26 protein-coding genes are annotated in these 26,502 nt (G+C 73.6%); 10 read left to right on the top strand and 16 right to left on the bottom strand.

Annotation, left to right across the window (positions count from 1 at the left end):
• Nucleotides 1–64: 64 nt before the first annotated feature.
• Nucleotides 65–2,398: a COX15/CtaA family protein gene (locus tag OZ948_06020; GenBank protein MEB2344279.1), complete on the bottom strand. Its 2,334-nt coding sequence runs from the start codon at nt 2,396–2,398 to the stop codon at nt 65–67.
• Nucleotides 2,399–2,514: 116 nt separating this feature from the next.
• Here OZ948_06020 and OZ948_06015 point away from each other — a divergent pair, with 116 nt between their 5' ends.
• Nucleotides 2,515–2,928: a hypothetical protein gene (locus tag OZ948_06015; protein ID MEB2344278.1), complete on the top strand. Its 414-nt coding sequence runs from the start codon at nt 2,515–2,517 to the stop codon at nt 2,926–2,928.
• Nucleotides 2,929–2,933: 5 nt separating this feature from the next.
• Here the strand turns inward: OZ948_06015 and OZ948_06010 are convergent, their stop codons facing one another.
• The 5 genes from OZ948_06010 to OZ948_05990 all read right to left on the bottom strand — a co-directional run bounded on the left by OZ948_06010 (nt 2,934) and on the right by OZ948_05990 (nt 8,659).
• A complete protein-coding gene (locus tag OZ948_06010) occupies nt 2,934–3,869 on the bottom strand; it encodes a TIGR01777 family oxidoreductase (GenBank protein MEB2344277.1) in 936 nt (311 codons plus the stop codon).
• A gap of 3 nt (nt 3,870–3,872) precedes the next feature.
• Nucleotides 3,873–4,643, bottom strand: coding sequence for a 3-hydroxyacyl-CoA dehydrogenase (locus OZ948_06005; GenBank protein ID MEB2344276.1), 771 nt, complete (start codon nt 4,641–4,643; stop codon nt 3,873–3,875).
• Nucleotides 4,644–4,774: 131 nt separating this feature from the next.
• Nucleotides 4,775–5,566, bottom strand: coding sequence for an aminotransferase class IV (locus OZ948_06000; protein MEB2344275.1), 792 nt, complete (start codon nt 5,564–5,566; stop codon nt 4,775–4,777).
• Nucleotides 5,484–6,770: a citrate synthase gene (locus tag OZ948_05995; GenBank protein MEB2344274.1), complete on the bottom strand. Its 1,287-nt coding sequence runs from the start codon at nt 6,768–6,770 to the stop codon at nt 5,484–5,486. The genes OZ948_06000 and OZ948_05995 overlap by 83 nt, the downstream gene beginning before the upstream one ends.
• 158 nt (nt 6,771–6,928) lie before the next feature.
• Nucleotides 6,929–8,659 (bottom strand): glycosyltransferase family 39 protein, encoded by a 1,731-nt coding sequence (locus OZ948_05990; protein MEB2344273.1) that lies wholly within the window; start codon nt 8,657–8,659, stop codon nt 6,929–6,931.
• Between OZ948_05990 and OZ948_05985 the strand changes: the two genes are divergently transcribed.
• Nucleotides 8,639–9,289, top strand: a complete 651-nt coding sequence (locus tag OZ948_05985; protein MEB2344272.1) for a hypothetical protein — start codon at nt 8,639–8,641, stop codon at nt 9,287–9,289. The two genes, OZ948_05990 and OZ948_05985, sit on opposite strands and share 21 nt — an antisense overlap.
• A 1-nt stretch (nt 9,290) precedes the next feature.
• Entirely contained in the window at nt 9,291–10,040 is a 750-nt protein-coding gene (locus OZ948_05980) for a glycosyltransferase family 2 protein (protein MEB2344271.1), read from the top strand.
• A 33-nt stretch (nt 10,041–10,073) separates the two neighbouring features.
• On the opposite strand, the gene OZ948_05975 is transcribed toward OZ948_05980, so the two are convergent.
• Nucleotides 10,074–10,496, bottom strand: a complete 423-nt coding sequence (locus OZ948_05975) for a CoA-binding protein (GenBank protein ID MEB2344270.1) — start codon at nt 10,494–10,496, stop codon at nt 10,074–10,076.
• 59 nt (nt 10,497–10,555) lie between these two features.
• Between OZ948_05975 and OZ948_05970 the strand changes: the two genes are divergently transcribed.
• The 5 genes from OZ948_05970 (at nt 10,556) to OZ948_05950 (ending at nt 16,237) form a co-directional block, all read left to right on the top strand.
• A complete protein-coding gene (locus tag OZ948_05970; protein MEB2344269.1) occupies nt 10,556–11,938 on the top strand; it encodes a pitrilysin family protein in 1,383 nt (460 codons plus the stop codon).
• The gene (locus tag OZ948_05965) at nt 11,935–13,365 is read left to right on the top strand and encodes a pitrilysin family protein (GenBank protein MEB2344268.1); all 1,431 of its coding nucleotides are present in this window, start codon (nt 11,935–11,937) and stop codon (nt 13,363–13,365) included. The genes OZ948_05970 and OZ948_05965 overlap by 4 nt, the downstream gene beginning before the upstream one ends.
• A gap of 20 nt (nt 13,366–13,385) precedes the next feature.
• Nucleotides 13,386–14,414 carry a TraB/GumN family protein gene (locus OZ948_05960; protein ID MEB2344267.1) on the top strand — a complete coding sequence of 343 codons (1,029 nt, stop codon included), beginning with the start codon at nt 13,386–13,388 and terminating at the stop codon, nt 14,412–14,414.
• A 62-nt stretch (nt 14,415–14,476) separates the two neighbouring features.
• Nucleotides 14,477–15,136, top strand: coding sequence for a TetR/AcrR family transcriptional regulator (locus OZ948_05955; GenBank protein ID MEB2344266.1), 660 nt, complete (start codon nt 14,477–14,479; stop codon nt 15,134–15,136).
• 36 nt (nt 15,137–15,172) lie between these two features.
• Entirely contained in the window at nt 15,173–16,237 is a 1,065-nt protein-coding gene (locus OZ948_05950) for a ferritin-like domain-containing protein (GenBank protein ID MEB2344265.1), read from the top strand.
• 16 nt (nt 16,238–16,253) lie between these two features.
• Here OZ948_05950 and OZ948_05945 read toward each other — a convergent pair whose 3' ends face one another.
• From OZ948_05945 to OZ948_05905, 9 genes are all read right to left on the bottom strand, one after another.
• A complete protein-coding gene (locus OZ948_05945; GenBank protein ID MEB2344264.1) occupies nt 16,254–17,240 on the bottom strand; it encodes a WYL domain-containing protein in 987 nt (328 codons plus the stop codon).
• 12 nt (nt 17,241–17,252) lie between these two features.
• Nucleotides 17,253–17,816: an elongation factor P gene (gene efp, locus OZ948_05940; protein MEB2344263.1), complete on the bottom strand. Its 564-nt coding sequence runs from the start codon at nt 17,814–17,816 to the stop codon at nt 17,253–17,255.
• Nucleotides 17,817–17,901: 85 nt separating this feature from the next.
• Nucleotides 17,902–18,993: a hypothetical protein gene (locus tag OZ948_05935; GenBank protein ID MEB2344262.1), complete on the bottom strand. Its 1,092-nt coding sequence runs from the start codon at nt 18,991–18,993 to the stop codon at nt 17,902–17,904.
• Nucleotides 18,990–20,054, bottom strand: coding sequence for a lysophospholipid acyltransferase family protein (locus tag OZ948_05930; GenBank protein MEB2344261.1), 1,065 nt, complete (start codon nt 20,052–20,054; stop codon nt 18,990–18,992). The genes OZ948_05935 and OZ948_05930 overlap by 4 nt, the downstream gene beginning before the upstream one ends.
• Nucleotides 20,055–20,074: 20 nt before the next feature.
• Complete coding sequence (locus OZ948_05925; protein ID MEB2344260.1) at nt 20,075–20,887, bottom strand: ParA family protein; 813 nt, start codon at nt 20,885–20,887, stop codon at nt 20,075–20,077.
• Between the two features lie 204 nt (nt 20,888–21,091).
• Nucleotides 21,092–22,063: an electron transfer flavoprotein subunit alpha/FixB family protein gene (locus tag OZ948_05920; protein MEB2344259.1), complete on the bottom strand. Its 972-nt coding sequence runs from the start codon at nt 22,061–22,063 to the stop codon at nt 21,092–21,094.
• A gap of 24 nt (nt 22,064–22,087) precedes the next feature.
• Complete coding sequence (locus tag OZ948_05915; GenBank protein MEB2344258.1) at nt 22,088–22,870, bottom strand: electron transfer flavoprotein subunit beta/FixA family protein; 783 nt, start codon at nt 22,868–22,870, stop codon at nt 22,088–22,090.
• A gap of 211 nt (nt 22,871–23,081) precedes the next feature.
• Nucleotides 23,082–23,786 carry an MBL fold metallo-hydrolase gene (locus OZ948_05910; GenBank protein ID MEB2344257.1) on the bottom strand — a complete coding sequence of 235 codons (705 nt, stop codon included), beginning with the start codon at nt 23,784–23,786 and terminating at the stop codon, nt 23,082–23,084.
• A gap of 17 nt (nt 23,787–23,803) precedes the next feature.
• Entirely contained in the window at nt 23,804–24,520 is a 717-nt protein-coding gene (locus tag OZ948_05905; GenBank protein ID MEB2344256.1) for an alpha/beta hydrolase, read from the bottom strand.
• A 152-nt stretch (nt 24,521–24,672) separates the two neighbouring features.
• On the opposite strand from OZ948_05905, the gene OZ948_05900 reads away from it, so the two are divergent.
• Complete coding sequence (locus OZ948_05900) at nt 24,673–25,590, top strand: NAD-dependent epimerase/dehydratase family protein (protein MEB2344255.1); 918 nt, start codon at nt 24,673–24,675, stop codon at nt 25,588–25,590.
• Between the two features lie 10 nt (nt 25,591–25,600).
• Nucleotides 25,601–26,488: a lysophospholipid acyltransferase family protein gene (locus OZ948_05895; GenBank protein MEB2344254.1), complete on the top strand. Its 888-nt coding sequence runs from the start codon at nt 25,601–25,603 to the stop codon at nt 26,486–26,488.
• The last annotated feature ends 14 nt before the right edge of the window (nt 26,489–26,502 follow it).

The following is a 26,502-nucleotide window of genomic DNA, read 5'->3' as shown; positions in this document are numbered from 1 at the left end:
CCGGAGGATTAGCAGCCGCCCGCCCGCCCCGCTCCCGGCGCGCTCCCGGCGCCACGGGCCCGCGTCAGGCCGCGTCGGCGGACCGGGCCGCGCCGCGCCGCGTCTCGGCGCCCGGCCGGCGCGGGCCCACGATCGAGCGCACGCCCAGGTCGTAGGTGAAGAAGGCATATACCCAGTTGACGAAGACGACCACGCGGTTGCGGAAGCCGGCCAGGAACACGATGTGCGCCACCAGCCACATCCACCAGGCGAGCCGCCCGGCGAGCCGCAGGCCGAAGACCTGCGCGACGGCACGGTTGCGCCCGATCGTCGCCATCGCCCCCGGGTCGCGGTAGGCGAAGGCGAGCGGCGGGCGGCCGAGCCGGGTGCGTACGACGTTGCCCGCTGCGCAGCGCCCCTGCTGCATCGCCACCTGCGCCAGCTGCGGCAGCGCCTCGGCCCCCTGCACGAGCGCCAGGTCCCCGATCGCGTACACCTCGGGGTGTCCGTCGAGCTGGAGCGTCGGCCGCACGGGCAAGCGGCCGCCGCGCCCGAGCGGAACGCCGAGCCGGGCGCCGAGGTCGGCGCCGCGGACCCCCGCGGCCCACGCCACGGTACGCGCGCGCAGCCGCTCGCCTCCGTGCAGCCGCACGCCGTCCGCCTCGACCGCCTCGACCAGCGCGCCGAGCCGCACCTCGACGCCGAGCTCACGCACCTGCTCGAGGGCGCGCCGGGTGAGCGCCTCGGGGAAGGCGCCGAGCAGCCGGTCGCGCCCTTCGACGAGGGTGACGCGCATCGCGGGCGCCAGGCCCGGGAAGTCGCGCGGCACGACGTGCCGGCGCATCTCGGCGAGCATGCCGGCCAGCTCGACGCCGGTGGGACCGCCGCCCACCACGACGAAGCCGAGCAGCGCGTCGCGCGCGGCCGGTTCGGCGGTGTCGGCGGCGCGCTCGAGGCAGCGCAGCACCTGGTTGCGCAGCGCCATCGCGTCCTCGACGTGATGGAGCGGGAAGCCGCGCGCGGCCGCGCTCTCGTTGCCGAAGTACTCGGTGTGGCTGCCGGGCGCGAGGATCAAGGCGTCGTAGGGCAGGCGGGCGCCGTCGGCGGTGGTGACGGCGCGGCCGGCCAGGTCCACGTCGCTCACCTCGCCCATCCGGAAGCGCACGTTCGGGAGCCTGCGGACGATCGAGCGCACCGGGTGGGTCACGTCCTGCGCCGAGAGGCCCGAGGTCGCCACCTGGTAGAGCAGGGGCAGGAAGGCGTGGTAGTTCTCGCGGTCGACGAGCAGCACCTCGAGCGGGGTATCGCCGAGCGCCCGCACCGCCGCGAGGCCGCCGAAGCCGGCGCCGACCACGACCACGCGCGCGCGGCGCGCCTCGAAGCCCACCGGACGCAGCCAGGCCTCGCGCAGCGCCGTCGCGATCGCCAGCACGATCGCCACCGACACGGCCGAGTGGAGGCCCGTGATCTCGACGGGGAGTGCCAGCCGCACGTTCGCGACGCCGACGCCGGCCTGGAGCAGCGCGAGCCCGGCCGCGAGGCGCAGGGGCCGGGCGAGGCCGGCCTGGCGGCGCGCGGACCAGGCCACGGCGACGAGGGACAGGACCAGCAGGTACGCGTTCGTGCGGTGGGCCAGGTGCAGGCCCACCCGTCCCTGCCAGGTCGGGAACCACACGCCGCCGTTGCAGGTGGGCCACTCGGGACAGGCCAGCCCCGCGTAGCTCGACGACACGAGCCCGCCGAGCGTCACCTGGAGCGCGGCCAGCACGGCCACTCCCCACACCGCACGGCGCAGGCCGGTCGGGAGACCTGGGCGCAGGCGCGGCGACGCCGTCTCCCGGAGGGCGAGCGCGATCAGCAGCAGGATGGTCGCGAAGGCGTTGCCGAAGAGCAGGTGCGCCGTCACGGTCGAGACGTGGAGCTGGAGCAGGACGGTGAGCCCGCCCAGCACGACCTGCGCGGCGAGCACGCAGGCGGCCGCTACGAGCAGGCGGCGCGGGCCGGTGCCGATCCGCCACGCCGCCAGCGCGAGCGCCACGAAGCCGAGCGCGAGCGCACTCGCGTAGTAGCGGTGCCCGACCTCCCAGGCGACGGCGAAGTCGAACTCGGGAACCCAGACGCCGAAGCAGCGCGGCCAGTCGGGGCAGGCCAGTCCGGCGTCGTGCGCACGCACGAGCGCACCGATCACGATCTGTGCGCAGGTGAAGCCGAGCAGCAACACGAAGCCGCGGGCGAGGCGCCCGAGGTGGCGCTCGCCGGGCGCCGGCTCGCCGCTTCGGGCGTCGGCGGACCCGCCGGCCGGTGCGCCGACCGGGTCACCGGCCGGTTCGCCGGCCGGTCCACCGATCGGTCCGCCGATCGGTCCGCCGGGCGATCCACCGGGCGGAGGGCCGGCGATCGGAGGGGAGCCTGCGCGCATCGGGAACCTCGCGTGCAGGCTAAGGAATGGACGCAGGCGCAACAACCGCACGGGCCGCGTGCCGGGCTTCAGAACCGCGTGCGTTCCGCCGATGCTGGGGCATGCTCGGCGCCGCGATGTCCCGCGCTCCCCGGTCCGACGATCCGCTGCGTCTGCGCGAGGTGCTGGCGCGCACCGCGGCGCTCGCGAGCGAGCACCGCGTGCCCTCGGTGATCGTGGGCTTCTCGTCGGGCGAAGGCGACCGGATGTTCCCGGAGTTCGTGGCCTTCGTGGAGAGCGAGCTGCGCGTCGAGGACTCGGTGTTCCGGCTCACGCGCGAGCGCGCGCTCCTGTTCCTGGCCGACGTCGATCCGGAGCAGGCGCGCGCGGTGGTCGAGCGCCTCGCGCAGGGCTTCCGCCGCGAGTTTCCGCTGGCCGAGGCCCTCGCGATCCGGATCCGCTACTTCGAGGTGCCGCGCGGGACGCGTGACCTCACCGTGAAGCAGGTGCTCCCCGCGATCTTCGCGCCGGCGATCCCGCTCGAGGACTGAAGGGGTCAGCCGAGCTCGACCGCGAGCGCGCGCGCGGCGTCCTCGATCTCGAAGCGGAAGCCGCGCTCGAGCGCAGCGCGCGGCACGATCCGGCGCGAGCCCAGGAGCTCGCCCGCGAGCTCACCCAGCGCGACGCGCAGGACGAACGCGGGGAGCGGCAGGATCGTCGGGCGGTGCAGGATCTCGCCGAGCAGGCGGGTCAGCTCGGCGTTGCGGACGGGATGCGGGGCAACCGCGTTCAGCGTCCCGGTGTACCGCTCGTCGCTGAGGGCGGCGCGGACCAGGCCGACGAGGTCGTCGGCGTGGATCCAGGGGAACCACTGGCGGCCGTTCCCGACGCGGCCGCCGAGGCCGAGCCGGAAGGCGCGCGCCATCGTCGCGAGCGCGCCGCCCTCGCGCGCGAGCACGACGCCGATGCGCAGCGACACGCGGCGCACCCCGAGCGCCTCGACCGGCTGCGCGGCCCGCTCCCAGGCGATGCAGACGTCGGCGAGGAAGCCGCTGCCGGGCACCGCGCTCTCGTCGAGCTCCTCCTCGCCGCGGTCGCCGTAGTAGCCGACCGCCGAGGCGCACACGAGGCTGCGCGGGCGCTCGCCGGGCGCCAGCTCGGCGATCGCGCGCACCAGCGCGCGGGTCGAGTCGACACGGCTCTCGAGGATCCGCCGCCGGCGCTCGGCGCTGAACAGGCCCCCGAAGAGGGGCTCGCCGGCGAGGTGCACGACGGCGCCGCTGCGCGCGAGCTCCGCGGGCGCGAGGTGCACGCCGTCCCAGCCGACCGGCTCGGCGCCCGCTCCGAAGCGCGCCCGCTCCGGCCGGCGCGTCACGGCCCCCACCGGCGTTCCCTCGCTGCGCAGCGCGTCGACGAGCCGGCGGCCCACCAGCCCCGTGCTCCCCGTCACCAGGATGCGCCGCGCGTCACCCATCGCCCACCCGGGATCCACGGCTCATCTCGGCTGCATGCGGATGGCCCCGTCGATCCGGATCGTCTCGCCGTTCAGCATCGGGTTCTCGACGATGTGGCAGGCGAGCGCCGCGTACTCCACCGGCTTGCCGAGCCGCGGCGGGAACGGGATCTGCTTGGCCAGATAGGCGCGCGCCTCTTCGGGCATCAGCATCAGCATCGGCGTCCCGAACAGGCCCGGTGCGATCGTGTTGACGCGGATCCCGCTGGCGGCGAGGTCGCGAGCGATCGGCAGGGTCATGCCGACCACGCCGCCCTTCGACGCCGAGTACGCGCACTGTCCGATCTGCCCCTCGAAGGCCGCCACCGAGGCGGTGTTGACGATCACGCCGCGCTCACCCTCCTCGTTGGGCGCGTTCTGCATCATGCGCGCTGCCGCGAGCCGGATCACGTTGAAGGTGCCGACCAGGTTCACGCGCAGGGTCAGCTCGAAGAGCTTCAGGTCGAAGGGCTTGCCGTGCTTGTCGACCGTGCGGCCCGCGGTGCCGATGCCGGCGCAGCTCACCGCGGCGTGGATGCCGCCGAAGCGGCCCACCGCCTCGTCGAGCGCGGCCGTGACGGCCGCCTCGTCGGCGACGTCGGCCTCGCAGAAGATCGCCGCCTCGCCGATCGACTTCGCCACCTCGGCGCCCTTCGAGCGCCCGAGGTCGAGGATCGCCACCCGCGCGCCCGCCTCCGCGAGCCGCCGCGCCGTCGCCTCGCCGAGCCCCGAGCCGCCGCCCGTCACCACTGCGCCGATGCCCTGGATCCTCACGACCGCCTCCGTCCGGGGAAGGGCGGCAGCTTAGCGGTGGCCGGCGCGGGCGCCGAGCGCCGCGGGCATGCGGCCGGAAGCCTCGGATTCGCTACCGGCCCAGGGGTGCAGCGATCACGCGCGCCATCGCCTCAGCCCGCGCGGAAGGCGTCCGCGAGCCGCTCGGACCAGGGCCCCGGGACGCCCGCGCCGACCGGCTGGCCGCCGAGGGTCACGACCGGCCTGGCCCCACGCACGGCGTTGACGGCCACCAGCTCGCGGGCGGTCGCGAGCGCGGCGATCGTCACGTCGGCTTCGACGAGCTCGGGCGTCCGCGCGAGCAGGATCGCGCGCCCGATCCCGGCCTGGGCGCCGCGTGCGAGCGGCGGGGTGACCAGCGCCCCGGACGCGAGCACGACCGCAAGGCTCGTGCGCGCCCCCTCGACGAGGAAGCCTCCGGCGTCGGCCAGCAGCACCTCGTCGGCGCCCGGCACCTCGGCGAGCGCACGCTCGTAGAGTGCGCGCTCGCTGGTCTTGGCCGCCGACCACGCGCTCGGGCCGGGGTGCGCCTCGCGCGCCAGCGCGGCGCGCCAGCACGCCGGCTCCGGCCCGAGCTCGCGCGCCGTCGCGACGAGCCGGTGCGCGCCGCCCGGCGCCGCCCGCGCCTCGAGCCGGATGATCCCTTCCCGGTCCGGGAAGGTGCAGCGGGCGTCCGCGACGAGCGCCGCGCGGCACGCTTCGGGGTCGAGCGGGCCGATCCCGAGCAGCGTCGCGTCGCGCACGATCCGCGCCACGTGCCGGCCCAGGTGCAGGACCTCGCCGCGCGTGACCCGGGCGGTGGTGTAGCAGCCGCCCGGCGCCTCAGCGCTCGCCGATCGGGACGTAGTGTCTCTCGGTCGCGCCGACGTAGATCTGCCGCGGGCGGCCGATCTTGAAGTCGGGATCGCGGTGCATCTCCGCCCACTGCGCGATCCAGCCCGGCAGGCGGCCGATCGCGAAGAGCGCCGTGAACATGTTCTCCGGCGTGCCGATCGCGTTGTAGATCACGCCCGAGTAGAAGTCGACGTTCGGGTACAGCTTGCGCTCGATGAAGTACTCGTCCTTGAGCGCGATCTCCTCGAGCTCCTTGGCGATCTCGAGCAGCTTCGAGCTGACCCCGAGCTTGGCGAGCACCTCGTCGCTGGCCTTCTTGATGATCTTCATGCGCGGGTCGAAGTTCTTGTAGACGCGGTGGCCGAAGCCCATCAGCCGCGAGGTGTCGTCGCGGCTCTTGGCGCGCTCCACGAACTGGCGCGCCGAGATCCCCTCGTCGCGGATCTTGGCCAGCATCTCGATCACGGCCTGGTTGGCACCGCCGTGCAGCGGGCCCCACAGCGCGTTGATGCCGGCCGAGATCGCGCCGAACAGGTTGACCATCGAGGAGCCGCACAGCCGCACCGTGCTGGTCGAGCAGTTCTGCTCGTGGTCGGCGTGCAGGATCAGGAGCAGGTCGATCGCCTTCTCGACCACGGGGTCGACGTGATACTCCTCGCAGGGCGTTGCGAACATCAGGTGCAGGAAGTTGCCGACGTAGGACAGCCGGTTGTCCGGGAACATGAAGGGCTGGCCGATCGAGTGCTTGAATGCGTAGGCCGCCATCGTGGGCAGCTTGGCCAGCAGGCGGTGCACGGAGATCTCGATCTGGCGCGGGTCGCGCGGGTCGAGCGAGTCCGGGTAGAAGGTGGCCAGGGCGCCCACCGCCGTCGAGCACGCCGCCATCGGATGGGCGTCCTTCGGCAGCGCGCCGTAGAAGCGCTTGAAGTCCTCGTGGAGCATCGTGTGGCGGCGGATCGACTCGTGGAACGAGCGGAGCTGCGGCTCGGTCGGCAGCTCGCCGTAGATCAGCAGGTGGGCGACCTCGAGGAAGCTGCTCCGCTCGGCGAGCTCTTCGATCGGGTAGCCGCGGTAACGCAGGATGCCCTGGTCGCCGTCGATGAAGGTGATCGCGCTGCGGCAGGCACCGGTGTTGGCGTAGCCCGGGTCCATCGTGATGTAGCCGGTCTGCGCGCGCAGCTTCTGGATATCGATGGCCTGCTCGCCCTCGGAACCGACCAGGACCGGCAGCGAGAGGGTCTTGTCGCCGATGCGGAGCTGTGCAGATTCGGCCATGGGGGGGCTCCTCCTCGGTGCGGCCAGGACGGACCGCCGTCCTGGGCTCGTCACGGACGTCCAGTGGATGTCGTGTGGGCGTCAGTGCTGTGCGGGGAGACGCCCGGCGCATCTTAGCCAACCGGTCCGCGCGCGGACACCCGCGGTTCAGGCGCACGTCACTCGCCGGCGGTGGACCGCGGCGTTGCCACCACGAGCTGGCGGCGTCCCTCGCGGGCGCGGAAGGCGATCGCGACCGGAGCGGCCGCCTCGACGCGATCGAGCTTGCGGGCCTGTACGACGACGGCGCGCCCGCCGCTGGCGAAGAAGCGGGCGATCTCCTCCGGCGACTCGAGCGGTGCCACGCGCCGCCTGCCGTAGTAGGCGAGTCCGCCGGTCAGCGCGCGGTCGCCGACGAGGCCGATCGCGCCCTCTTCCGGCGTCAGCGCGGCGGCGGCCTCGGCGAGCGAGCGCGGCGACTTCTCGGGGTCGCGGGCCGGCCACGTGACCGTGAAGAGAACGAGTTCGAAGCCGAACACCATCGCGACGGGCAGCGCGAGGCGCGCTCCGAGCGGTGCTGCGGCGCGCGGGAGAACCACGGCCGCGACGGCGCCGAGCGCGGCGATCGCGAGCGCGGCGCCGCCCGTCGCGAGCGAGGCGGCGGGGTCGCGCAGCGGATCGGCAAGCGCGACCCCGATGCCGCCCGCAGCCAGGCCAGTGGCGAGCAGCGCCGTGGCCGCGTGGACCAGCGGCGGCACGCCCCCGCGCGCGCACGCGCGTCGCCAGACGGCGTCGGCCACCAGCAGCGCGGCAGCCGGATGACACGTGAGCGCGTAGATTCCGCGCTTGCCGCTCGAGAGCGAGAAGAAGACCAGCGTGATCGCGACCCAGGCCAGCAGGAAACGCCAGGACCGCCGCGCTCCGGGGTCCGCACCGGGGGCGAAGACCTCGCGGCGGGCGGCGCTCCAGACCGCGGGGGCGAGCAGGAACCAGGGCAGGAAGTTGAGCGGGAACTGGTAGAGGTAGTAGTAGAAGGGCCGCTCGTGGGAGGTGCCGGCGAAGAAGCGGCCGAAGAGGTTGTCGAGCACCGCCTCGCCGAAGAAGCCGGGCGGCGCGAGCGCGACCGCCCCGGCGATCCAGGCGAGCGCCGGCGCGATCGAGAGGAGCGGGCCCCACCAGGGGAAGACGCGGCGCAGGGCCCGCAGCCGGCCCTCCCAGGCGAGGAAGGCCGCCATCACCAGGACGGGGACCAGGAAGCCGACGGGTCCCTTGGTCAGGACGGCGAGGCCGAGCGCGCCGTGCAGCCACGCCTGGCTCGCGGCGGGCCGGCCGCGGCCGCGGTCGAGCCGCCAGAAGGCCGCCAGCGCCAGCGTCTCGCACAGGGTCAGGAGCACGTCGAGCTGGACCCGGCGCGCGTTGTCGGCGAGCTCGAAGCCGGTGAGCAGGAGCGCCGCGCCGAGCAGCGCGCTGCGCGCGTCGAGCAGCCGCCGGCCGAAGAGGAGCACGACCCCGACCAGCGCCACACCGGCGAGCGCCGACGGGAGCCGGGCCGCCACCTCGCTCACACGGCCGCGGGGTGCGCCCGCGGCCGCGGCCAGCCAGAAGTAGAGGGGCGGCTTCTGGGTGTAGGGCTCGCCGTTCACGTGCAGGAGCACGAGACCCGCGGCGCCGTGACGGCCGGCCCGGATCTCCTCCGCGACGTGGCCGTAGCGGGGCTCGTCGGGCGCCCAGAAGCCGGTGGCGCCGAGGCGCGCGCCGTAGAGCAGGGCCGCGGCGGCGAGCAGGAGGGCGCCGAGCAGGCGGAACGAGGGGCCGGACAGGGCGGGTGCCTCCTGCGGGCGGGCGGGCGGAACGGCCGGACGATACCCTGCCGGACGGAGGCGTCCCCGATGGCCACGACCGGCAGCCAACGATCGGCCCCTGGCTCCACCCAATTCCCGGATGCCACGCGCGCCCTGCTCGCCCTGCTGCGCGAGGCCGTCGTGAAGCCGCACGAGGTGGCGCGCACGCTCGACTCGATGGGACACGCCGAGCGCGTCCAGGCGATCCGCGCCGTCGGCCGCGCCGAGCAGCGCCGGCTCTACGAGGCGGTCGGCGGCTTCCGCCCCCTGCGCATGATCGACGCGGTGCCCGCGTCCAGCGCCGCGCTCACCCCCGTGCGGCACTACGGCAAGAACACCCTGCCGGCCTTCAGCCACTTCGAGAAGCGCTTCTGCCGCCCGCCCGACGCCGACCCGCAGCAGCCCGACCGGCTCTGGGGCTACAACCACTCGCCGGTGAGCGGCCTCGTCGGCTCCGGCTACTTCGTCCTGCGCCCCGATCCTGCGCGCGGCGAGCTGCTGGTCGACTACAACCTCCTGCCCGAGGGCAAGCCGCCCGCCTGGCCCGAGATCCGCTCCAACGAGCGCGGACTCTCGCGCTTCGTCTACGGCTTCATGATCGACACCCTGCGCGGCGTGTCGGAGCACGTGACGATCGGCTCCGCGGCCCGGCACGGGAAGGATCTCGGGAGCTGGTTCCTGCTCTGCCGCGAGGCATAGCTTGGCCGCGGCGCCCTGGCTCTCGGTGGTGGTGCCGCTCCACGACGAGGAGCACTCGCTCGAGCCGCTGCACCGTGAGCTCGATGCCGCACTCGCGGGTGTCACGGGCGGCGTCGAGCTGATCTTCGTCGACGACGGCTCGCGCGACGGGAGCCGCGCGCGGCTGCGCGAGCTCGCCGCCAAGGACCCGCGCGTGCGGGTGCTCGCGCTCGACCGCCAGCACGGCCAGAGCGCCGCCCTCGACGCGGGCTTCCGCGCCGCCCGCGGCGCCGTCGTCGTGACGCTCGACGCCGACGGCCAGAACGACCCGGCCGACATCCCGCGCCTGCTGGCGGGGCTCGACCGGGCCGACGTCGTGAACGGCGTGCGCGTGGGCCGGCGCGACGGCTGGGGACGGCGCGCGTCGTCGGCCGTCGCCAACGGCTTCCGCAACGCGTGGACGCGCGAGTCGGTGACGGACGTCGGGTGCTCGCTGCGCGTCATGCGCGCCGAGACGCTTCGCCGCGTGCGCCTGTGGCGCGGTGCCCACCGCTTCCTTCCGACCCTGCTGCGCCTCGCGGGCGCGCGCGTGATCGAGCTGCCGGTCGCGCACCGGCCGCGCCGGCACGGCCGCTCGAAGTACGGAGTCCTCGACCGGCTCTTCGCCGGGCTCGCCGACGTCTTCGGTGTGCGGTGGCTCCAGTCGCGCGCCCTGCACTACGAGGCGCGCGAGGAGCCGCCGCCCCGCGACGATCCGTCCCCCCCGCCGTAGGCCGCGGCCCGGGAGCGCGCCGGCGCGGCTCCCTCAGCGGGGGGTGAGCCGCGCGTGCTCGACCATCAGGCAGCGATCCTGTACGACCCGCACCCCCGCCGCCTCGAGCCGCGCGGCCGCCTCGTCGTGCCGGATGCCGAGCTGGAACCAGGCCGCGAAGGGCAGGGGCGAGAGCGCCAGGATCTCGTCGGCGTGGGCCGGCAGGTGCCGGGGCGCGCGGAACAGGTTCACGAGCTCGGCCGGCCCGGCCGGGTCGCGCCGCGAGAGGTCGCGCAGCGAGGCGACGCAGGGCTCGCCGAGCACGCGGGCGAGCTTCGGGCTCACGGGCAGGATCCGATAGCCATGGCGCTGCATGTAGGCCGGCACGCGGAAGGCGTCGTCGCCCGGGCCGTCCTTGATGCCGACCACCGCGATCGTGCGGCAGCGCTCGAAGATCTCCCGCATCCGTGCGTCCAAGGCCGGCCCGCTCTCCACCCGACTCGCCTCCCGGGAGAACTCGGATAAGCTACGCCGCCATGCCGAAGTCCGCCGCCCGCGCGCTCGCGGCGTTGGTCCTGTTCGTCGCCGCGACGCTGCCGGCGCGCGCGAACGTCGACGACCCTGCGCTGCGCACGCGCGTCACCACGCTCGACAACGGCCTCACCATCCTGACCCTGGCGGATCCGACCACGCCGGCCGTGAGCTTCCAGATGTGGGTCCGGGTCGGGTCGAAGGACGAGGCGCGCTACACGGGCCTCGCCCACCTCTTCGAGCACATGATGTTCCGCGGCACCGACCGCCTGCCGCCCGAGTCCCACGAGCGGCTGATCGAGAGCCGCGGCGGCCGGGTGAACGCCTTCACCACCGCCGACCACACCGTCTACCATGCCGACGTGGCCCCCGACGCGCTGCCGCTCGTGATCGAGCTGGAGGCCGAGCGGCTCGCACACCTCCGCATCGGCGAGGACACGCTCGCGAGCGAGCGCCAGGTGGTGCTCGAGGAACGCCGCCTGCGCACCGAGGACCAGCCGACCGGCCGGGTCTTCGAGGCGCTCCTGGCCCTGACCTTCATGGCGCACCCCTACCGCGTGCCGGTGATCGGCTGGCGCAGCGACATCGAGCAGGTGACGGTCGCCGTGTGCCGGGACTTCTTCGACACCTACTACGCGCCGAACAACATCGTCGTCTCGATCACCGGTGCCTTCGACGAGGAGGACGCGCTCGCCCGGATGCGGCGCTCCTTCGGCGGCCTCCCGCGCGTCGAGCCGATCCCCCGCAACCCGACCCGCGAGCCGCCCCAGCGCGGCGAGCGACGTGAAACGGTGTACTTCGACGTGCGCAGCCCGATCCTGGCCGCCACCTGGCACGCGCCGGAGAGCGGCCACCCCGACGGCCCGGCGCTCGACGTCGCGAGCCTCGTGCTCTCGGGCGGCCGCTCGAGCCGCCTGTACCGCGGGCTCGTCTACGAGGCGCAGCAGGCCCTCGCGGCCGAGGGCGGCTACTGGGAGCTCGACGACGCCGGCATCTTCTACGCCTTCGCGATGGTCCGGCCGGACGGCGACATCGCGCGGGTCGAGGAGCTGTTCTTCCGCGAGATCGAGCGGCTGCGCGAGGAGCCCGTCCCCGCCGCCGAGCTCGCGAAGGCGCGGCGCCAGATCGAGGTGGGCCTCCTGCGCGGCACCGCCACCGCCCACGCACTGGGCTCCCGGATCGCGGGCGACTGGGTGACCTTCGGCCGGGTCCGGCCGATCGAGGAGCGGCTGGCCGCCTATCGCGCCGTCACCGCCGCCGACGTGCAGCGGGTCGCCCGCAGCTACCTGCGGCCCGGCGAGCGCAACGTGCTCCACCTCGTGGCGCCGCCGCCCGGCGTCTCGCTCGACGAGCCTGCGCCGGCGGGCGCGCCGGGGGCCGGCGGTTGAGCCGGGCGCTGCGTCCCCTCGCCGCCGCCTGGCTCGCCGCGCTCGGGCTCGGCGGCTGCGCGCTGCTGCAGCCGCGGCCTGCCTGGGAGCTCCCGCCGCCGCCGGTGGCGGAGGGGCCCGTGGTGCCCGCCGACCGCCTGCACCGGAGCACGCTCGCGAACGGCCTCGAGGTGCTCGTGCTCGAGGACCACGGGCTGCCGCGACTCGAGGTCGGCCTGCTGCTGCGGCGCGGCGCGGAGATCGAGGCGGAGGGCGAAGCCGGCGCGGTGGCGCTGATGGCGGACGTGATGGAGCGGGGCGCCGGAGGGCTCGACGCGCTGGCGCTCGCGCGCGCGGTCGAGCGGATCGGCGCCGACCTCGGCGTCGCGGCAGGCATGGACTCGGTGAGTGTCGAGCTCTCGGGCCTCTCGGACGACACGGGCACGCTCTTCGACCTGCTGGCCGACGTGGCCCTGCGCCCGCGCTTCGACGCGCCCGAGGTAGCGCGCGCGCGCGCGGAGACGCTGGCCGGATTCGAGCAGGAGAAGGACGACCCGGGCGCCTTGCTCGGCCGCCAGCTCGCCCGGACGCTCTACGACGGGCATCGCTACGGCCTCCCGGTGTCGGGAGCGCCCGCGCCCGTCGCCGGGCTCGACGCCGCGGTGTTGCGCGCGATGCACCGGCGCCTGTTCGTCGCGAGCAACGCGATCCTCTACGTGGTGGGCGACGTCGCCGAGCAGGACGCGCTCGCGCAGGTGCGCGCGCGATTCGGCGCGTGGGAGGCGGGGACGCCGCCGGCGCCCGGCCCGCCGCCCCCCACGCCGACCCCGCCCGCACGCGGCGTCGTGCTGGTGGACCGGCCCGATCTCGGGCAGGCCCAGCTCGCGCTCGCCCACGAGGGGATCGCGCGCACCGACGAGCGCCGCATCGCGGCCGGGCTCATGAACACGATCCTGGGCGGCGGCGGCTTCCTGGCGCGGCTGATGAGCCGCGTACGCGCCGACGAGGGCCTCGCCTACGGAATCGGATCGGGCTTCGCGATGCGCCGCCACCCGGGCCCCTTCGTCGTCTCGACCTCGACGCGGGCGCCGGAGGCGGGCCGGGTGGTCGACATCGTGCTCGAGGAGATCGAGCGGCTGCGCCGCGAGGCCCCCTCCCGGGACGAGCTGCGCAACGCGCGCAGTCTGAGCGCCGGCCGCTTCGTGCTCGGGCTCGAGACCTCCGCGGCGATCGCCGGCGCGCTCGTGGAGCTCGATGTCTACGGCCTGCCGCGGGACTCGCTCGACACCTACCGCACGCGCCTCAACGACGTCACGCTCGAGGAGGTGCACGAGGCCGCGCTCCGCCTCCTGCACCCCGATCGGATGGTGATCGTGGCGGTCGGCCCCCTGGAGGTGCTGCGCCCGCAGCTCGAGCGCTTCGGACCGGTGGAGGTCGTGAAACCGTAGTGCGTCGATGGGCGTGGGCCGTGCTGCTGCTCGGGCTGGCCTGGCTCGGCTGCGCCGCGCCGCCGCCTCCCGCGCCGCCGCCTCCCGCCGCCTTCTACTGGCACGCTCGCGCCCCTGGCGGCGCCGTGCTCTTCCTGCTCGGCTCGGTCCACGTGGGTGACGGGCGCGAGCTCGTGCCGCCCCTCGAGATGGAGCTCGACTGGGCACGCGCGGGCGCGCTGGTGGTCGAGGTCGACCTCGACCGGCTGCCGGACCTGGAGCGGCTCGAGGCCGTGCAGCGCCATGGGCTGCTGCCGCCGGAGCGGACCCTGCGCGACGTGGTTTCGTCCCGGACGTGGGACGCGCTGCTGCCCTACCTGCGCGCCCGCGGCTATCCGCTCGAGGCGGCGAGCCGCATGCGGCCCTGGCTGCTGGCGCAGCTCGTCGCGCAGCTCGAGTTCGAGGCGGACGGCATCGATCCGGAGAGCGGTGTCGACGCCTGGTTCCTGCGCCGGGCGGCCGCAGAGGGCAAGCCGGTGGCGCAGCTCGAGTCGCTCGAGGAGCAGATGGCGCTGTTCGGGAGGCTCGGCCCGCCGGTCGAGGACGCGCTCCTGCGCGAGATGCTCGAGAACACGCCGACCTTGCTCGCGACCACGCGCGAGATCCTCCAGGCCTGGGAGGTCGGCGACGAGGCACGGCTGCTCGAGCTGCTGCTCGGAGGCCGCAGCGACCCCGTGCTCGCCGCCTTCCATCGCGCGGTGTTCGTCGAGCGCAACCACCGGATGGCGGAGCGGCTCACGGCCCTGGCGGCGGACGGGCGGGCCCGCTTCGTGGTGATCGGCACCGGTCATCTGATCGGCCCGGAGAGCGTGCCGGAGCTGCTCGCGGCCGGGGGCTTCGCGGTCGAACGGCAGCCCGACGCCTACGTGCGGGCGCTGCCTCGGCCGCTCTCACTAGCGCCGCCTGGCTCCAACCCCGACGCCCTCCCCGGGAGCCCCTGCCAGGAGGGCCTCCAGATCGAGTCGGGGCTGGCCGAATCCTGTCTGGCACCCGACCAGATGGTCGAGTAGGCTGTTCGGGCGACCAGTCGGTCGGATCGAGTCCGGAAGCCGATGGAATCCAGGGATCCCACGTGACGACGCCCCCCAACGATCCGCTCGCCGCGCCGAGCTCGCGCGACAAGATCCTCGACGTCGCCGAGGCGCTGTTCGCGCGCCGCGGCTTCGAGGGGGTCGGCATGCGCGAGGTGGCCGACGCCGCCGGGCTCGGGAAGTCGTCGCTCTTCCATCACTTCCGCAGCAAGGCGCAGCTCTATCTCGCCGTGCTCGAGCGGCTGCTCACCCAGCTCGACGACCGGCTCGGTGTCGCGCTCGCGGCTCCCGGCTCGCCGCCCGAGCGCCTCGACCGCCTCGTCGACGAGCTCGTCGACGCGCTCGCCGAACGCGAGCCGGCCGCGCGCCTGCTGCTGCGCGCCCTCTTCGAGGACGACGCCTTCGAGGCCGAGGCCTGGGACGAGGGGCGCGCTGCCGAGCAGCGCCTGCAGTCGGTCCTCGGCGGGATCCTGGGCCTCCTGCGCGAGGGGACGGAGAGCGGCGCCTTCCGCCCGAGCGCGGGCCCCCACACCCTCCAGACCCTGATCGGCGCCACCGTCTACCACTTCGCGTCCGGCGAGTTCGGCGAGGGCCTGCTCGGCGGCTCGCTGCTCTCGGCCGACGCCGTACGGCGTCACAAGGACGAGGTCAAGGCCTTCCTCCACCACGGTCTGGCGGCGTCGCCCGCCGGATCCAGGTGAACCAGCGCCCCACGCACGCCCAACGGGAGAACGACGATGCACAAGCTCATCGAGGACCATCGCAAGCGCTTCGGGCAGTTCGAGGTGATCGAGTTCGTAGACGAGACGGAGATCGCCCGGCTGCGCGAGAAGACCGACGTCGCCGCGCCGCTCACCCTGAACTGGACCTGGGAGTACGGCTCCGAGGTCGAGGAGCTGCGCGCCCTCTACGAGAAGGGCAAGGTCAACCAGTGGAACGCCGAACGCGACCTCGACTGGTCCCAGCCGGTTTCGAAGGACGAGTGGCTGATGAACCCCGAGGGCTCGATGCTGGCCCAGATCTGCAAGCTGATGGGCAAGGACGAGGCCACCCAGAAGGCCGCCGCCTTCGACGAGCTCGCCCACCTGCTCTCGCAGCTCCTGCACGGGGAGCAGGCGGCGCTGCAGCTCTGTGGCCAGCTCACCAACGCCTGCACCAAGATGGACGAGAAGTGGTACGCCGCGAGCCAGGTGACCGACGAGGCGCGCCACATCGAGGCGATCGCGAAGTTCGTGTCCCGCAAGATGGGAACGATCTACCCGATCAGTCCGACGCTCAAGGTCCTGCTCGACCGGCTGCTCCAGGCCGACACCGCGCGCAAGAAGACGCTCGGGATGCAGACGCTCTTCGAGGGCATGGCGGTCGGCATCTTCGACCTGATCCGGCGCGAGACCCGCAACCCCCTGCTCGAGGAGATGATCCGCCGCGTCGAGCAGGACGAGTCGCGCCACGCCGCCTTCGGCGTGCTCAGCATGCGGCGCGCGGTGCGCGAGGCGGACGCCGCCGAGAAGGCGGAGATGGAGGACTGGGCCTTCGGGATCCTCGAGGCGCTCAACGCCAACCAACAGCTCGACATGCTCCACGTGCTGGGCCCCAAGTACGGCATCGACGGCGCCAACCTGACCCGGGCCGCCCTCGCGATGCCGAACTGGTCCGAGCTGAACAGCATGCCCTACATGCACACCGTGATCCCGAACCTGCGCAACCTCGGCCTCATCACCGAGCGGACCGAGGCGCAGTACCGGAGCCTCGGGATGCTCTACGACCGGGCCTCGCGCGAGCAGGCCCCGGCGGCGCACTAGCCGAGCGCGCGAGCGATCAGCGCCGGGGCGGCGGCGCGTAGCGTGCCGCCGCCCCGGCGAGCTCCTCGCGCACCTCGTCGCGCAGCGACTGCGGCTCGAGCACCTCGGCGCCCGAGCCGAACGAGAGCACCCAGCTGCGCACCTCGGCCGCGCCGCCCACCTCCATCGTGAGCTCGAGCGCGCCGCCGCGGCGCGGCACGAGCTGCTGGCTCGGATGCCAGGTGCGCGAGCCGACCCAACCGGCATGGCGCCGGTCGAAGAGGATGCGGACCTTCATCGGCGGTTCGGCCACGACGCCGAAGGCCGCCCCCACCCGCGCCTCGAAGTCGAAGCTCTCGGGGACCCGGAAGCGTGCCGCCGTGGTCTCGATCTCGCGGATGCGCCCGACCGCGAAGGTGCGCACCTCGTCGGAGAGGTGGTCGTGTCCCACCACGTAGAGCGCGCCGGCGCGGTACCAGACGCGGTAGGGGTCGAGCTCGCGCGTCCTCTCGCGGCCCGTGGCACCCGTGCGGTAGCGCATGCGCACGGTGCGGCGCGCGAGCACGGCGTCGTTCAGCACCCGGATCGTGTCGCGCAGCGCGGCATAGCTCTCGTGCGGACCGGGCAGCACGCGGAACGACTCGCCGAGCTGGGCCAGGAACTCGCTCACCGACGGGCCGAGCGCGCTGCGGATCTTGTCGAGCGCCGAGCGGATCGAGTCGTGGAAGACGGTCCCCTCGAGCGCCCGCAAGAGGTCCTCGCCGAAGGCCAGCGAGAGGATCTCGTCGGGCGTGAAGGGGACGTCGCCGAGCTTGAAGGTCTCGACGAAGCGGTAGTAGACGCGGCCGTCGCGCTTCTCGGTCGTCACCGGGAAGCCCGCCGCCATCAACGCCTCGAGGTCGCGGTAGACCGTGCGGCGCACGCAGCCGAGCTCCTCGACGAGGTCGTCGAGGCCGGCGCCCCAACGGCTGCGGGCGAGCCGCTGGATCAGCTTCCACTGTCTCGCGAGCTGGTCGCCGCGCATCGCGACCGGACCTTACCGCACCCGGTCGACGTACTCCTCGGTCCGGGTGTCGATGCGCAGGACGTCGCCCTCCTTGACGAAGAGCGGGACGTTCACGACCGCACCGGTCTCGAGCGTGGCGGGCTTGGTCGCGCCGGACGCGGTGTCGCCCTTGAGGCCGGGGTCGCAGCGGGTCACGAGCAGCTCGATGAACGAGGGCAGCTCGACGTTCACCGGGCGCCCGTTCCAGAACAACACGTCGACCTCCGTGTTCTCCTTCAGGAACTTGCGGGCGTCGCCCACCACCTCCTGCGAGAAGGGGATCTGGTCGAAGCTCTCCTGGTCCATGAAGACCAGGCTCTCGCCGTCGAGGTAGAGGTACTGCATGTGCTTCTCCTCGATGTCGGCAAGCTCCACCCGCTCGCCGGAGCGGAAGTTGCGCTCGAGCACCTTGCCGTTGAGGAGGTTCTTGACCTTGGTACGCACGAAGGCGCCGCCCTTGCCCGGCTTCACGTGCTGGAAGAAGGTCATGACGAAGGGCTGGCCGTCGAGCAGGAACTTGAGGCCGTTGCGGAACTGCGAGGTGTCGACTTCCACGGTGGGGCTCCCGGGCTGGTGCGCTTCGCTCGCCTGTGGCTCGCGAAAAGGGGGCGCAGGATAGCGGCCACCGGGGCCTTGCGCCTCAGGCCGGCGCCGGAACCGCCTCGAGGCGCAGCGCGCCGTCCCCCGCCCGGGCGAGGCCGATCCGATAGCGCGGCCGGAAGCCCAGCCCCGTTTCGGCCCGGCGCACGTCGAGGCTCATCCCGTGGCGCGCGAGCGGCGCGTCGAGAGCCGCCTCGGCGAGGCCGAGCCACGCCGCGCCGCGTGCCGCCAGGCCGAGCAGCGGACCCGGCACCGGCAGCGTGGGCCGGCCGGTCCAGCGGCCCAGGACCGAGAGCGGCAGGCGTTCGTGCCCCGCGACCTGGAACACCCCGCAGGCCCCGCTCGCGAGGGCCGCCGCCACGGCGCGTGCCACGTCCTTGTCGGCGATCACCGGGCACAGCGGGTCGAAGCCCGCCGGCCGCGGCCGCGGCCCGGCGGCACCCTCGAGGAGCGGGTGCAGGTACACGTAGCCCCCCGAGGCCACCACCGTCGGCACGCGCAGCAGCACGACGCGCAGGCGCGCCCGGCCCGAGGAAGCGGACGGCGATGAACCGGACGGCGATGAACCGGAGGGTGATGAACCGGAGGGCCAGGCGCCATGCGCCCTGCCGATCTCCGCCTGGAAGAGCATGTCGCTGTCGATCCAGGCGCGCAGCGCGGGCGGCGCGGAAGGATCGAGCCGGAGGGGGGAGTCCTCGCAGAGCTGGTTCGCGTTGCCGGGCGCCAGCTCGTAGACGAAGGCGCTGCCGAGCGCCACGAGCGTGCGGATGCTGCGCAGCTCGAGCGCGTGGTGGAGCACGAGGCGCGCCTCCGCGACGCGCTTGGGCACCTGCGCCACCACCGGCAAACCCTCCGGCGCCGCTCCGTGGTGGGGCACGTACACCACCGCCTCCGGCGCGATCTCGCGCAGCCGCCGCGAATGGAACCAGTCCGCGATCGATCGCTGTCGGGCGTGGTCGAGCTGCTCGTAGACGAGCCGCGGCTCGGTACCGGCCCGGAGCGCGTCGAAGGCTCGCGGCGGCGGTCCCTCGCCGATCGCGACGAGGCGCCCGATCCCGGGCTCGTGCCAGAGGAGCTTCACGATCCGCCGCCCGAGCGGCAGATCCGCGTGCGTGACGACCACCGCCTTCATCGGCGCGCGTCGATCAGGTGCTGGATGGCGCGCCGCACCTGCCCTGCCAGGGCGCGCACGACGGCGGGATCCGCGGCGGCGCCGGGCGCGAAGCGCTCGTGGAAGCGCAGCGGCTCGCCGTAGGCGATCCGGTAGCGCACCGGGTAGGGGAGCAGGCCGAGCGGGCCGAGCCAGGGGAAGGTCGGCGTGATCGGCGCGACGGGCAGGCCGAGCAGGCGCGCCAGCGGCTTCACGTCGAACAGGACCGGGGCCTGGTCGTCGCTGCCGACGATCGCCATCGGCACGATCGGCGCCCGCGCGCGCAAGGCGTGCTCGACGAAGCCGGCGTGGAAGCGCTGCAGGCGGTGGCGCTGCGTGATCGGCTTGCGGATCCCGTCCATGCCTTCCGGGAACACCAGCACCGTCTCGCCGTCGGCGAGCAGGCGCGCGAGGTTCTCGTGGGTGCCGACCACCTGTCCGACGCGTGCGAAGAAGACGTTCACCCAGGGCAGCGAGCCGGCCCAGCGGTCCACGATCGCGCGCGCGAGGCGCGGCGGGTCGCCATGGAGGAGCAGGTCGATCACCGCCATCGCCCCGTCGAAGGGCAGCAGGCCGCCGTGGTTGGCGGCGAGCACCAAGGGACCCTCTGCCGGCAGGTGCGCGTGTCCCTCGCTCCGCACGCGGAACCACGAGCGGTAGAGCCCGAGGAAGAAGGGGAAGGCCTGGCGGAGCGCGCCCGGCGAGAGGCCGAAGCGATCCCAGCCCTCGACGCCCGACGCCACCAGCGCGAGCCGGCGCGCCGGCTCCTCGCCGACGCGCCGCGCGAGCCGCTGCCAGTCCTCGTCGAGCTCGAGGTCGGCCGGGCGCGGGGCAGGTGCCGGTGCCGGCGGCGGCGCGGCCGGCGGCTCCGGCTCGGGCGCCGCGACCTCGACGGCGAGCGCGGCCCGCAGCTCGGCGCCGGGCGCCCGCCGGTCGAGCGCATCGAGCCAGGGCGCGAGCGGATCGGGCCCGACCACCGGCGCGAACGGGTCCCCGAGCCGGAGCGGCTGCCGCCGCGAGTCCCCGTTCGTGGGTGCGCTCATCCTCCCCCGACTCCGCGTGCCTAGGTGGCTCCCGCCGGCGTGCGCGCCTCGAGCTCCTGCGCGAGCGCCGCCAGCGCCCGCGCGCCCCGGTCCCCCGGCGCGTACTCGAACACCGAGAGCCCGCGGGCCTGCGCTTCGTCGATCTTGACGTGCCAGCCGACGACCGTGTGTGCGATTTCCTTGGGAAATCGCTGCTCGAGCGCCGCCAGCACCTCGGCAGCCAGGCGCGTGCGGCGATGGAAGGTCGGTACGACCATCGTGATGCGCAGCCCCGGATGGTCGTAGCGCGTGCGCACGCTCTCGATCGTGCGCACCAGCTCCGCGCAGCCGTCGAGCGCGAGGAAGGTGAGCGGAACCGGCACCACCACCTCGTCCACCGCGCGCAGCACGTTCAAGGTGAGCAGGCCGAAGCTCGGGGGGCCGTCGACGAGGACGTAGTCGTAGGGGGCGAGGCCCCGGGCCGCGTCGAGGCGCCGGCGCAGGCGCCCCGTGGGCTCCGGCTCGCCGGCGCCGAGGGCGGGCGCGAGCCCGAGCGCCTTGTGGGCCACCACGACGTCGAGCCGCGGGATCCGTGTCGGCAGGATCGGGAGCTCGGCCGCCCGCGCCGGGGCGGCCTCCTCCCCGGCGCCCGAGGGCGGGCCGAGCACCGCGTCCACGAGCAGCTCGATCGCGCTGCGGCGGGCTTGCCGCACCTCCACGCCCAGCACCTTGCCGAGCTGCCCCTGCGGGTCCATGTCGATCGCGAGCACGCGCCGGCCGCCACACAGCGCCAGGTGCGCGCCCAATCCGGCAGCGAGCGTGGTCTTGCCGCTGCCGCCCTTCTCGTTGAGCACCGCAATGCGTCGCGGAATGGGACCCCCCGGCCCTTCACCAGGCCCGCGACGCCAGCTCGCGGGCCTGCACCCTTCTCTCGCGTCGGCGGCGATGACCGCGGAGCGGCAGACGGAGGAGCAGCGGGAGCAGCCATGGGGGGACGACGTGCGTTCGCCGACCCGTCCTTGGTACTCCCTGGGGTCCGTGGTGTCAACGAAAGAAGATCAGCCCTTGGCGGCCTTGACCGCCTCCGTGAGCTTCGGCACCACCTCGAAGAGGTCGCCCACGACGCCGAGGTTCGCGACCTCGAAGATCGGAGCATCGGGATCCTTGTTGATCGCGATGACGAAGTTCGACCCCTTCATGCCGACCAGGTGCTGGATCGCGCCCGAGATGCCGCAGGCGATGTAGAGCTTCGGCGCCACGATCTGGCCGGAGGAGCCGACCTGGTACTCGTGCGGCAGCCAGCCGGCATCGACCACCGGTCGCGAGGCGCCCATCGCGCCGCCGAGCGCGTCGGCGAGGGGCTTGATCACCTCCTGGAACTTCTCGGGACCCCCGAGCGACCGGCCGCCCGACACGATGACCTCGGCCTTGGTGAGGTCGACGCCCTTGGCCTCGGCCACCTTGGTCTCGACGAAGCGGGTGCCACCCTCGCCGACGGAGACCGCGAGCGCCGTCACCTTGCCGTCGGCGGAGCCGCTGAAGGCCGCCGTCGCGCCCGGCTGCATCGTGGCGACGATCGGCAGGCCCACCGGGCGCAGCCGCGCGTCGAGCTTGCCGTTGAAGAAGCGGCGCAGGAACACCAGCTCGGCCCCCGCCACCTCGACGTCGAAGCAGTCCGACACGAACGCCGCGTCGAGCGCAGCCGCGAGCCGCGGCGCCAGGTCCCAGCCCGTGGGCGTGTTCGAGAGCAGCACGATCTCGGGCGAGCCGGCTGCGATCGCCGCCTTGGCCGCTGCGTGGTAGGCGTCGACGCTGTAGTTGGCGAGCGCGGCGTCGTCGGCGAGGAACACCTCGCCGCCGCCCTTCTTGGCCAGCTCCTCGGCGATCCCCGAGACGCCCTGGCCGACGACCAGGCTCTTGACCTCGCGGCCGGTCGCCTCGCCGATCTTGCGCGCCACGCTGACCAGCTCGAGGCTGGCCTCGCGCAGCTTGCCCTTCTGGATCTCCGCCACCAGGAGGATCGAACCCATCGCGTGTCTCCTTCGGGGCGAGGCTTAGAGGAGCCCCAGCTCCTTGATCTTGCCGACCAGCTTGCCCGCCACCTCGTCCGCCGAGCCCGACACGATCTCGGCGCCCTGGCCCTTGGGCGGCGTGTAGAGCTTCTCGATCCGGACCTTCGCCGCGCCGGCGCCCACCTGCCCGGCGAGGCCGAGATCGGCAACCGTCTTGACGTCGATCGGCTTCTTCTTGGCGGCCATGATGCCCTTGAGCGACGCGTAGCGGACCTGGTTCATGCCGGTCTGGGTCGTCACGAGGCAGGGCGTCTTCAGGTCCACCACCTCGAGGGCGCCGCCCTCGAGCTCGCGCTCCACCTGCACCGTGCCGTTCTCCTTCTTCAGGCTCACGGCGGTGGTCGTGTGCGGGATCCCGAGCAGGGTCGCGAGCATCGGGCCGACGGCGGCGATGTTGCCGTCGTCGGACATGAAGCCGGTGAAGATCAGGTCGGGGCTCTCGGCCTTGGCGAGCGCCGCCAGGAGCTTGGCGACGCCGAGCGCGTCCGAGCCGTCGGCGGCCGCGTCCTTCACGTGGATCGCGCGGTCCGCACCCATGCCGAGCGCGGTGCGCAGCGACTGCGTGACCCGCTCGGGCCCGATCGAGGCCACCACCACCTCGCCGCCGCCCGCGTCCTTGAGCTGGAGCGCCGCCTCGAGGGCGTTCTGGTCGTAGGGGTTGATCTCGAACTTGATGTTCTCGTCCTGGATCCAGGTGCCGTCGCCGCGGACGTCGAGACGCGCGTCCTGGTGCGGGACCTGCTTGATGCAGACCATGATCTTCATGGACCGGGGGCCTCCGATGCGGGCGGGAGAGCGCCGGAGCGGGCGCTCCGGGACGGAAAGGACGGCGAACGCTAACGGACGCAGGTAGGGGCCGCAAGCTGACCGCAAGTCGAAAAGCCGCAGCAAATCGCGAAGTTGGCTGCTCCGCTCGAGGAGACTGACACGCGCGTCGGCGGATGCGCAGCGAGCCGCGGCGACCGAAGCCCGCCGGCTAGAAGCCGACGAAGGTCAGGAACTGATCGACGGTCGCGGCGCGCAGGTAGGGGTTCGTGCGCTTCTGCTCGCCCATCGTCGCGGACGGCTCGGGCGCGTAGAGATGGCCGGGATAGAGGATCGTCTCGTCGGGAAGCCGCTTCAGCACGCCGTCGAGGCTGCGGAACATCGCCTCGGGGTCGCCGCCGGGCAGGTCGACGCGGCCGCAGGCGTTCAGGAACAGGGTGTCGCCGGACACGAGCCGTCCGGGGCCCGCGCCGCTCTCGACGAGGAAGCACTGCGAGCCGGGGGTGTGCCCGGGCGTGTGGAGGAGCCGCACCCGCACGCGGCCGAGCTCGAGGACGTCGCCGCCCTCGTGTGCGACGAGATCCGAAGCCGAGACGCCCGTCACCCGCCGCACGCCTTCGGCCTCGTGCGCCTGCACATGGACCGGCACGGGACGGCGCGCCATCAGCCGGCCCAGGCCCTCGATCGACATCCCGAAGAGGGAGCCCCCGACGTGGTCCTGGTGGTAGTGGGTGGCCAGGGCGCCCACCACGCGCATCCCGTCGGCCTCGGCGCGGTCGAGCAGGGCGTCCACGCTCCAGGCGGGGTCCACCAGCAGCGCCTCCCGCGTCGAGCGGCTGCCGATCAGGTAGGCGAGGTTCGCCATCTCCCCGACGGGAGCCTGGACGAAGTAGAGCTCGTCGCCGGCTTCGCTCACCTGCGCTCCTGTTCTCGCTAGGGGCCCTCGACGACCTGGTGGAACCAGGAGTCGAGGGCGTCGAGGAGCTCGCGCGTCACGTCCTCGGCGGGCCGCCCCGAGCGCTTCGGCACGGCCATGGCGCCGTCGGCCTCCTCGACCACGTGCAGGGTCTTGAGCGTGCCGACCCTCGTCAGGGTGGCGCGCAGCGCGTCGAGGTCGCAGTTGCGGTCGCGCGTGCCCTGGATGAAGAGGAGCGGGGAGACGAGCCGGTAGAGGGCGTCGGCCTTCACGTTCCGGGTCGGGTGGTCGCGGCTGTGGAGCGGGTAGCCGATCAGGAAGACCCCGTTCACGCGCAGCCGCGCGGCCGCCTGCGCCGCCGCGTGCGCGCCGAGCCCGATCCCGCCGACGAAGAGATGCGCCGGCGCCGCCGTGGGATCGCGGCCGAGCAGCGCCGCCGCCTGGCGGAAGGTGCGCTCGAGCACGCCCAGACTGTCGGGGCGAGGGCGCTTCGCTTCCGCGAACGGGAAGTTGAAGCGCAGCGTGAGCGACCTGCGCTCGGTGAGCCCCCGATGGAGGCCCGCGACGAGCGGGTCGGTCATGTCGCGGCCCGCACCGTGCGCGAGCACGACGCCGATCCGCGCGCCCGTCGGCCACCACTCGGGCACGCCGAGCACGCCCGAGACCGCCGCAAGCTCGTGCTGCGGCTCCTCGAGCGGGATCCGGATCTCCTCGAAGCGCGCCGTCGGCGCCACCAAAGCACATCCCTCCGGGGGGTCGTTCGGGTTGGGTTATACCACGAGAGCCGCGAGATGGGTCTGGCCCGGGCCCGGTCCGGACGATACTCTCGGCTCGCAACTACCCGGAGAATCAATGGAAATGTCGCTACCATGGAAAACCCGCCACCATGGAGAAGGTGCTCATCACCGGCATTGCCGGCGGCCAGGGCCGTCTGCTGGCCCGGCGGCTCCTCGACACCTGGGAGGTGACCGGTGCCGACCGTGTTCCCTGGGAGGGGCGCCCGAAGGGCGTGACGGTCCACGAGGTGGACCTGCGCAAGCGCAAGTTCGAGGACGTGCTGCGCACCGAGCAGCCGACGGCCCTCGTCCACATGGGCTTCGTCCGCCACTTCCGGCTGCCGGACCGGATCCGCCACGAGGTGAACGTCCGCGGCACCAAGCAGCTCCTCGACCACTGCGTGAGCTACGGCGTCCAGAAGCTCGTCGTCATCTCGAGCAGCTACGTCTACGGCGCCTTCCCCGAGAACCCCTTCTACATGGACGAGGACCATCCGCTCGGTGCGAGCCGCTCCTATCCCGAGATCCGCGACCTCGTCGAGGTGGACACGCTCGCCTCCGCCTTCATCTGGAAGTACCCCCACATCCGCACCTCCGTGCTCCGGCCGGTCAACGTGCTCGGGTACTACGTCCACTCGATGATCGGCGAGTACCTCCGCCAGCGCCGGGTCCCGACCGTGATGGGCTTCGACCCGATGCTCCAGTTCATCCACGAGGAGGACGTCTCGGAGGCGATCGCGCTCGCCCTCGAGCACGGGCTGCAGGGCGTCTTCAACGTCGTGGGGCCGGGTGCGACGCCGCTGTCGGTGGCGATCCGTGAGAGCGGCGGCACCGCCTGGCCGATCCCCGAGCCGATCCTGCGCCCGCTCCTCGACCGCCTCTTCGCGTGGGGCGTCGTGCCCTATCCGTCCGGAGCGATCGACTACGTGAAGTATCCGGTGACGCTGTCGGGCAAGCGCTTCGCCGACGCGACCGGATTCCGGCCCCTGTTCGGGCTCGAAGAGATCTTCCACAGCGTGCGGCGCTGAGGGTGCGACGATGAGCCCGCGACCCGGCTGGCAGCGCGCGCTCGGCGACCTCGGCGGCGCGCTGCTCCCGCTCGCCGCCCGCGACCTCCTCCACGAGGTGGACGACCGCATCCGGAAGATCCCGACCCGCCTCAACGAGTTCGGCTTCGACCCCTGGGGCCTGCATCCGGAGAGCGTGCGCCAGTCGATCCTCCCCGTGCTCCTGCTCTACCGCTACTGGTTCCGGGTGGAGACCGCGGGCATCGAGCAGGTTCCACCGGGCGGCGTGCTGCTGATCGCCAACCACGCCGGGCAGCTCCCCTTCGACGCGGCGATGGTCATGACCGCGATGCTGCTCGAGGCCGACCCGCCGCGCATCCTGCGCAGCATGGCCGAGTACTGGGTGCCGCAGCTGCCCTTCGTGAGCGAGCTCGCCGCGCGCGGCGGCGCGGTGGCGGGCACGCCCGAGACCTGCCGCGAGATGCTCGACGCCGGCGAGGCGGTGCTGGTCTTCCCGGAAGGCGTGCGCGGCATGAACAAGCTCTACCGCGACCGCTACCGGCTCCAGCGCTTCGGCACCGGCTTCCTGCGCCTCGCGCTCGCGGCCCAGGTGCCGATCGTGCCGATCGCGGTGGTCGGCTCCGAGGAGCAGCAGCCGGGGCTCGCGAATCTGCGCGGGCTCGGCCAGGCGCTCGGCATGCCCGCCTTCCCGATCACCCCGACCTTCCCGTGGCTGGGCCCGCTCGGGCTCCTGCCCCTGCCGGTCAAGTACCGGATCTACTTCGGCGAGCCGATGCACTTCCAGGGCTCGCCGACCGACGAGGACGCGGTGATCGAGGAGCAGGTCGCGCGCGTGCGCGAGGCGATCGAGGCGCTCTTCGCGCGCGGGCTCGCGGAGCGCAGGGGGGTCTTCACCTGACGTCCCGGTGCGCG

The sequence above is a fragment of the Deltaproteobacteria bacterium genome (assembly GCA_035063765.1).
Taxonomy (GTDB): Bacteria; Myxococcota_A; UBA9160; order UBA9160; family PR03; genus CAADGG01.
This window is presented reverse-complemented; position numbering and strand designations above follow the sequence as displayed.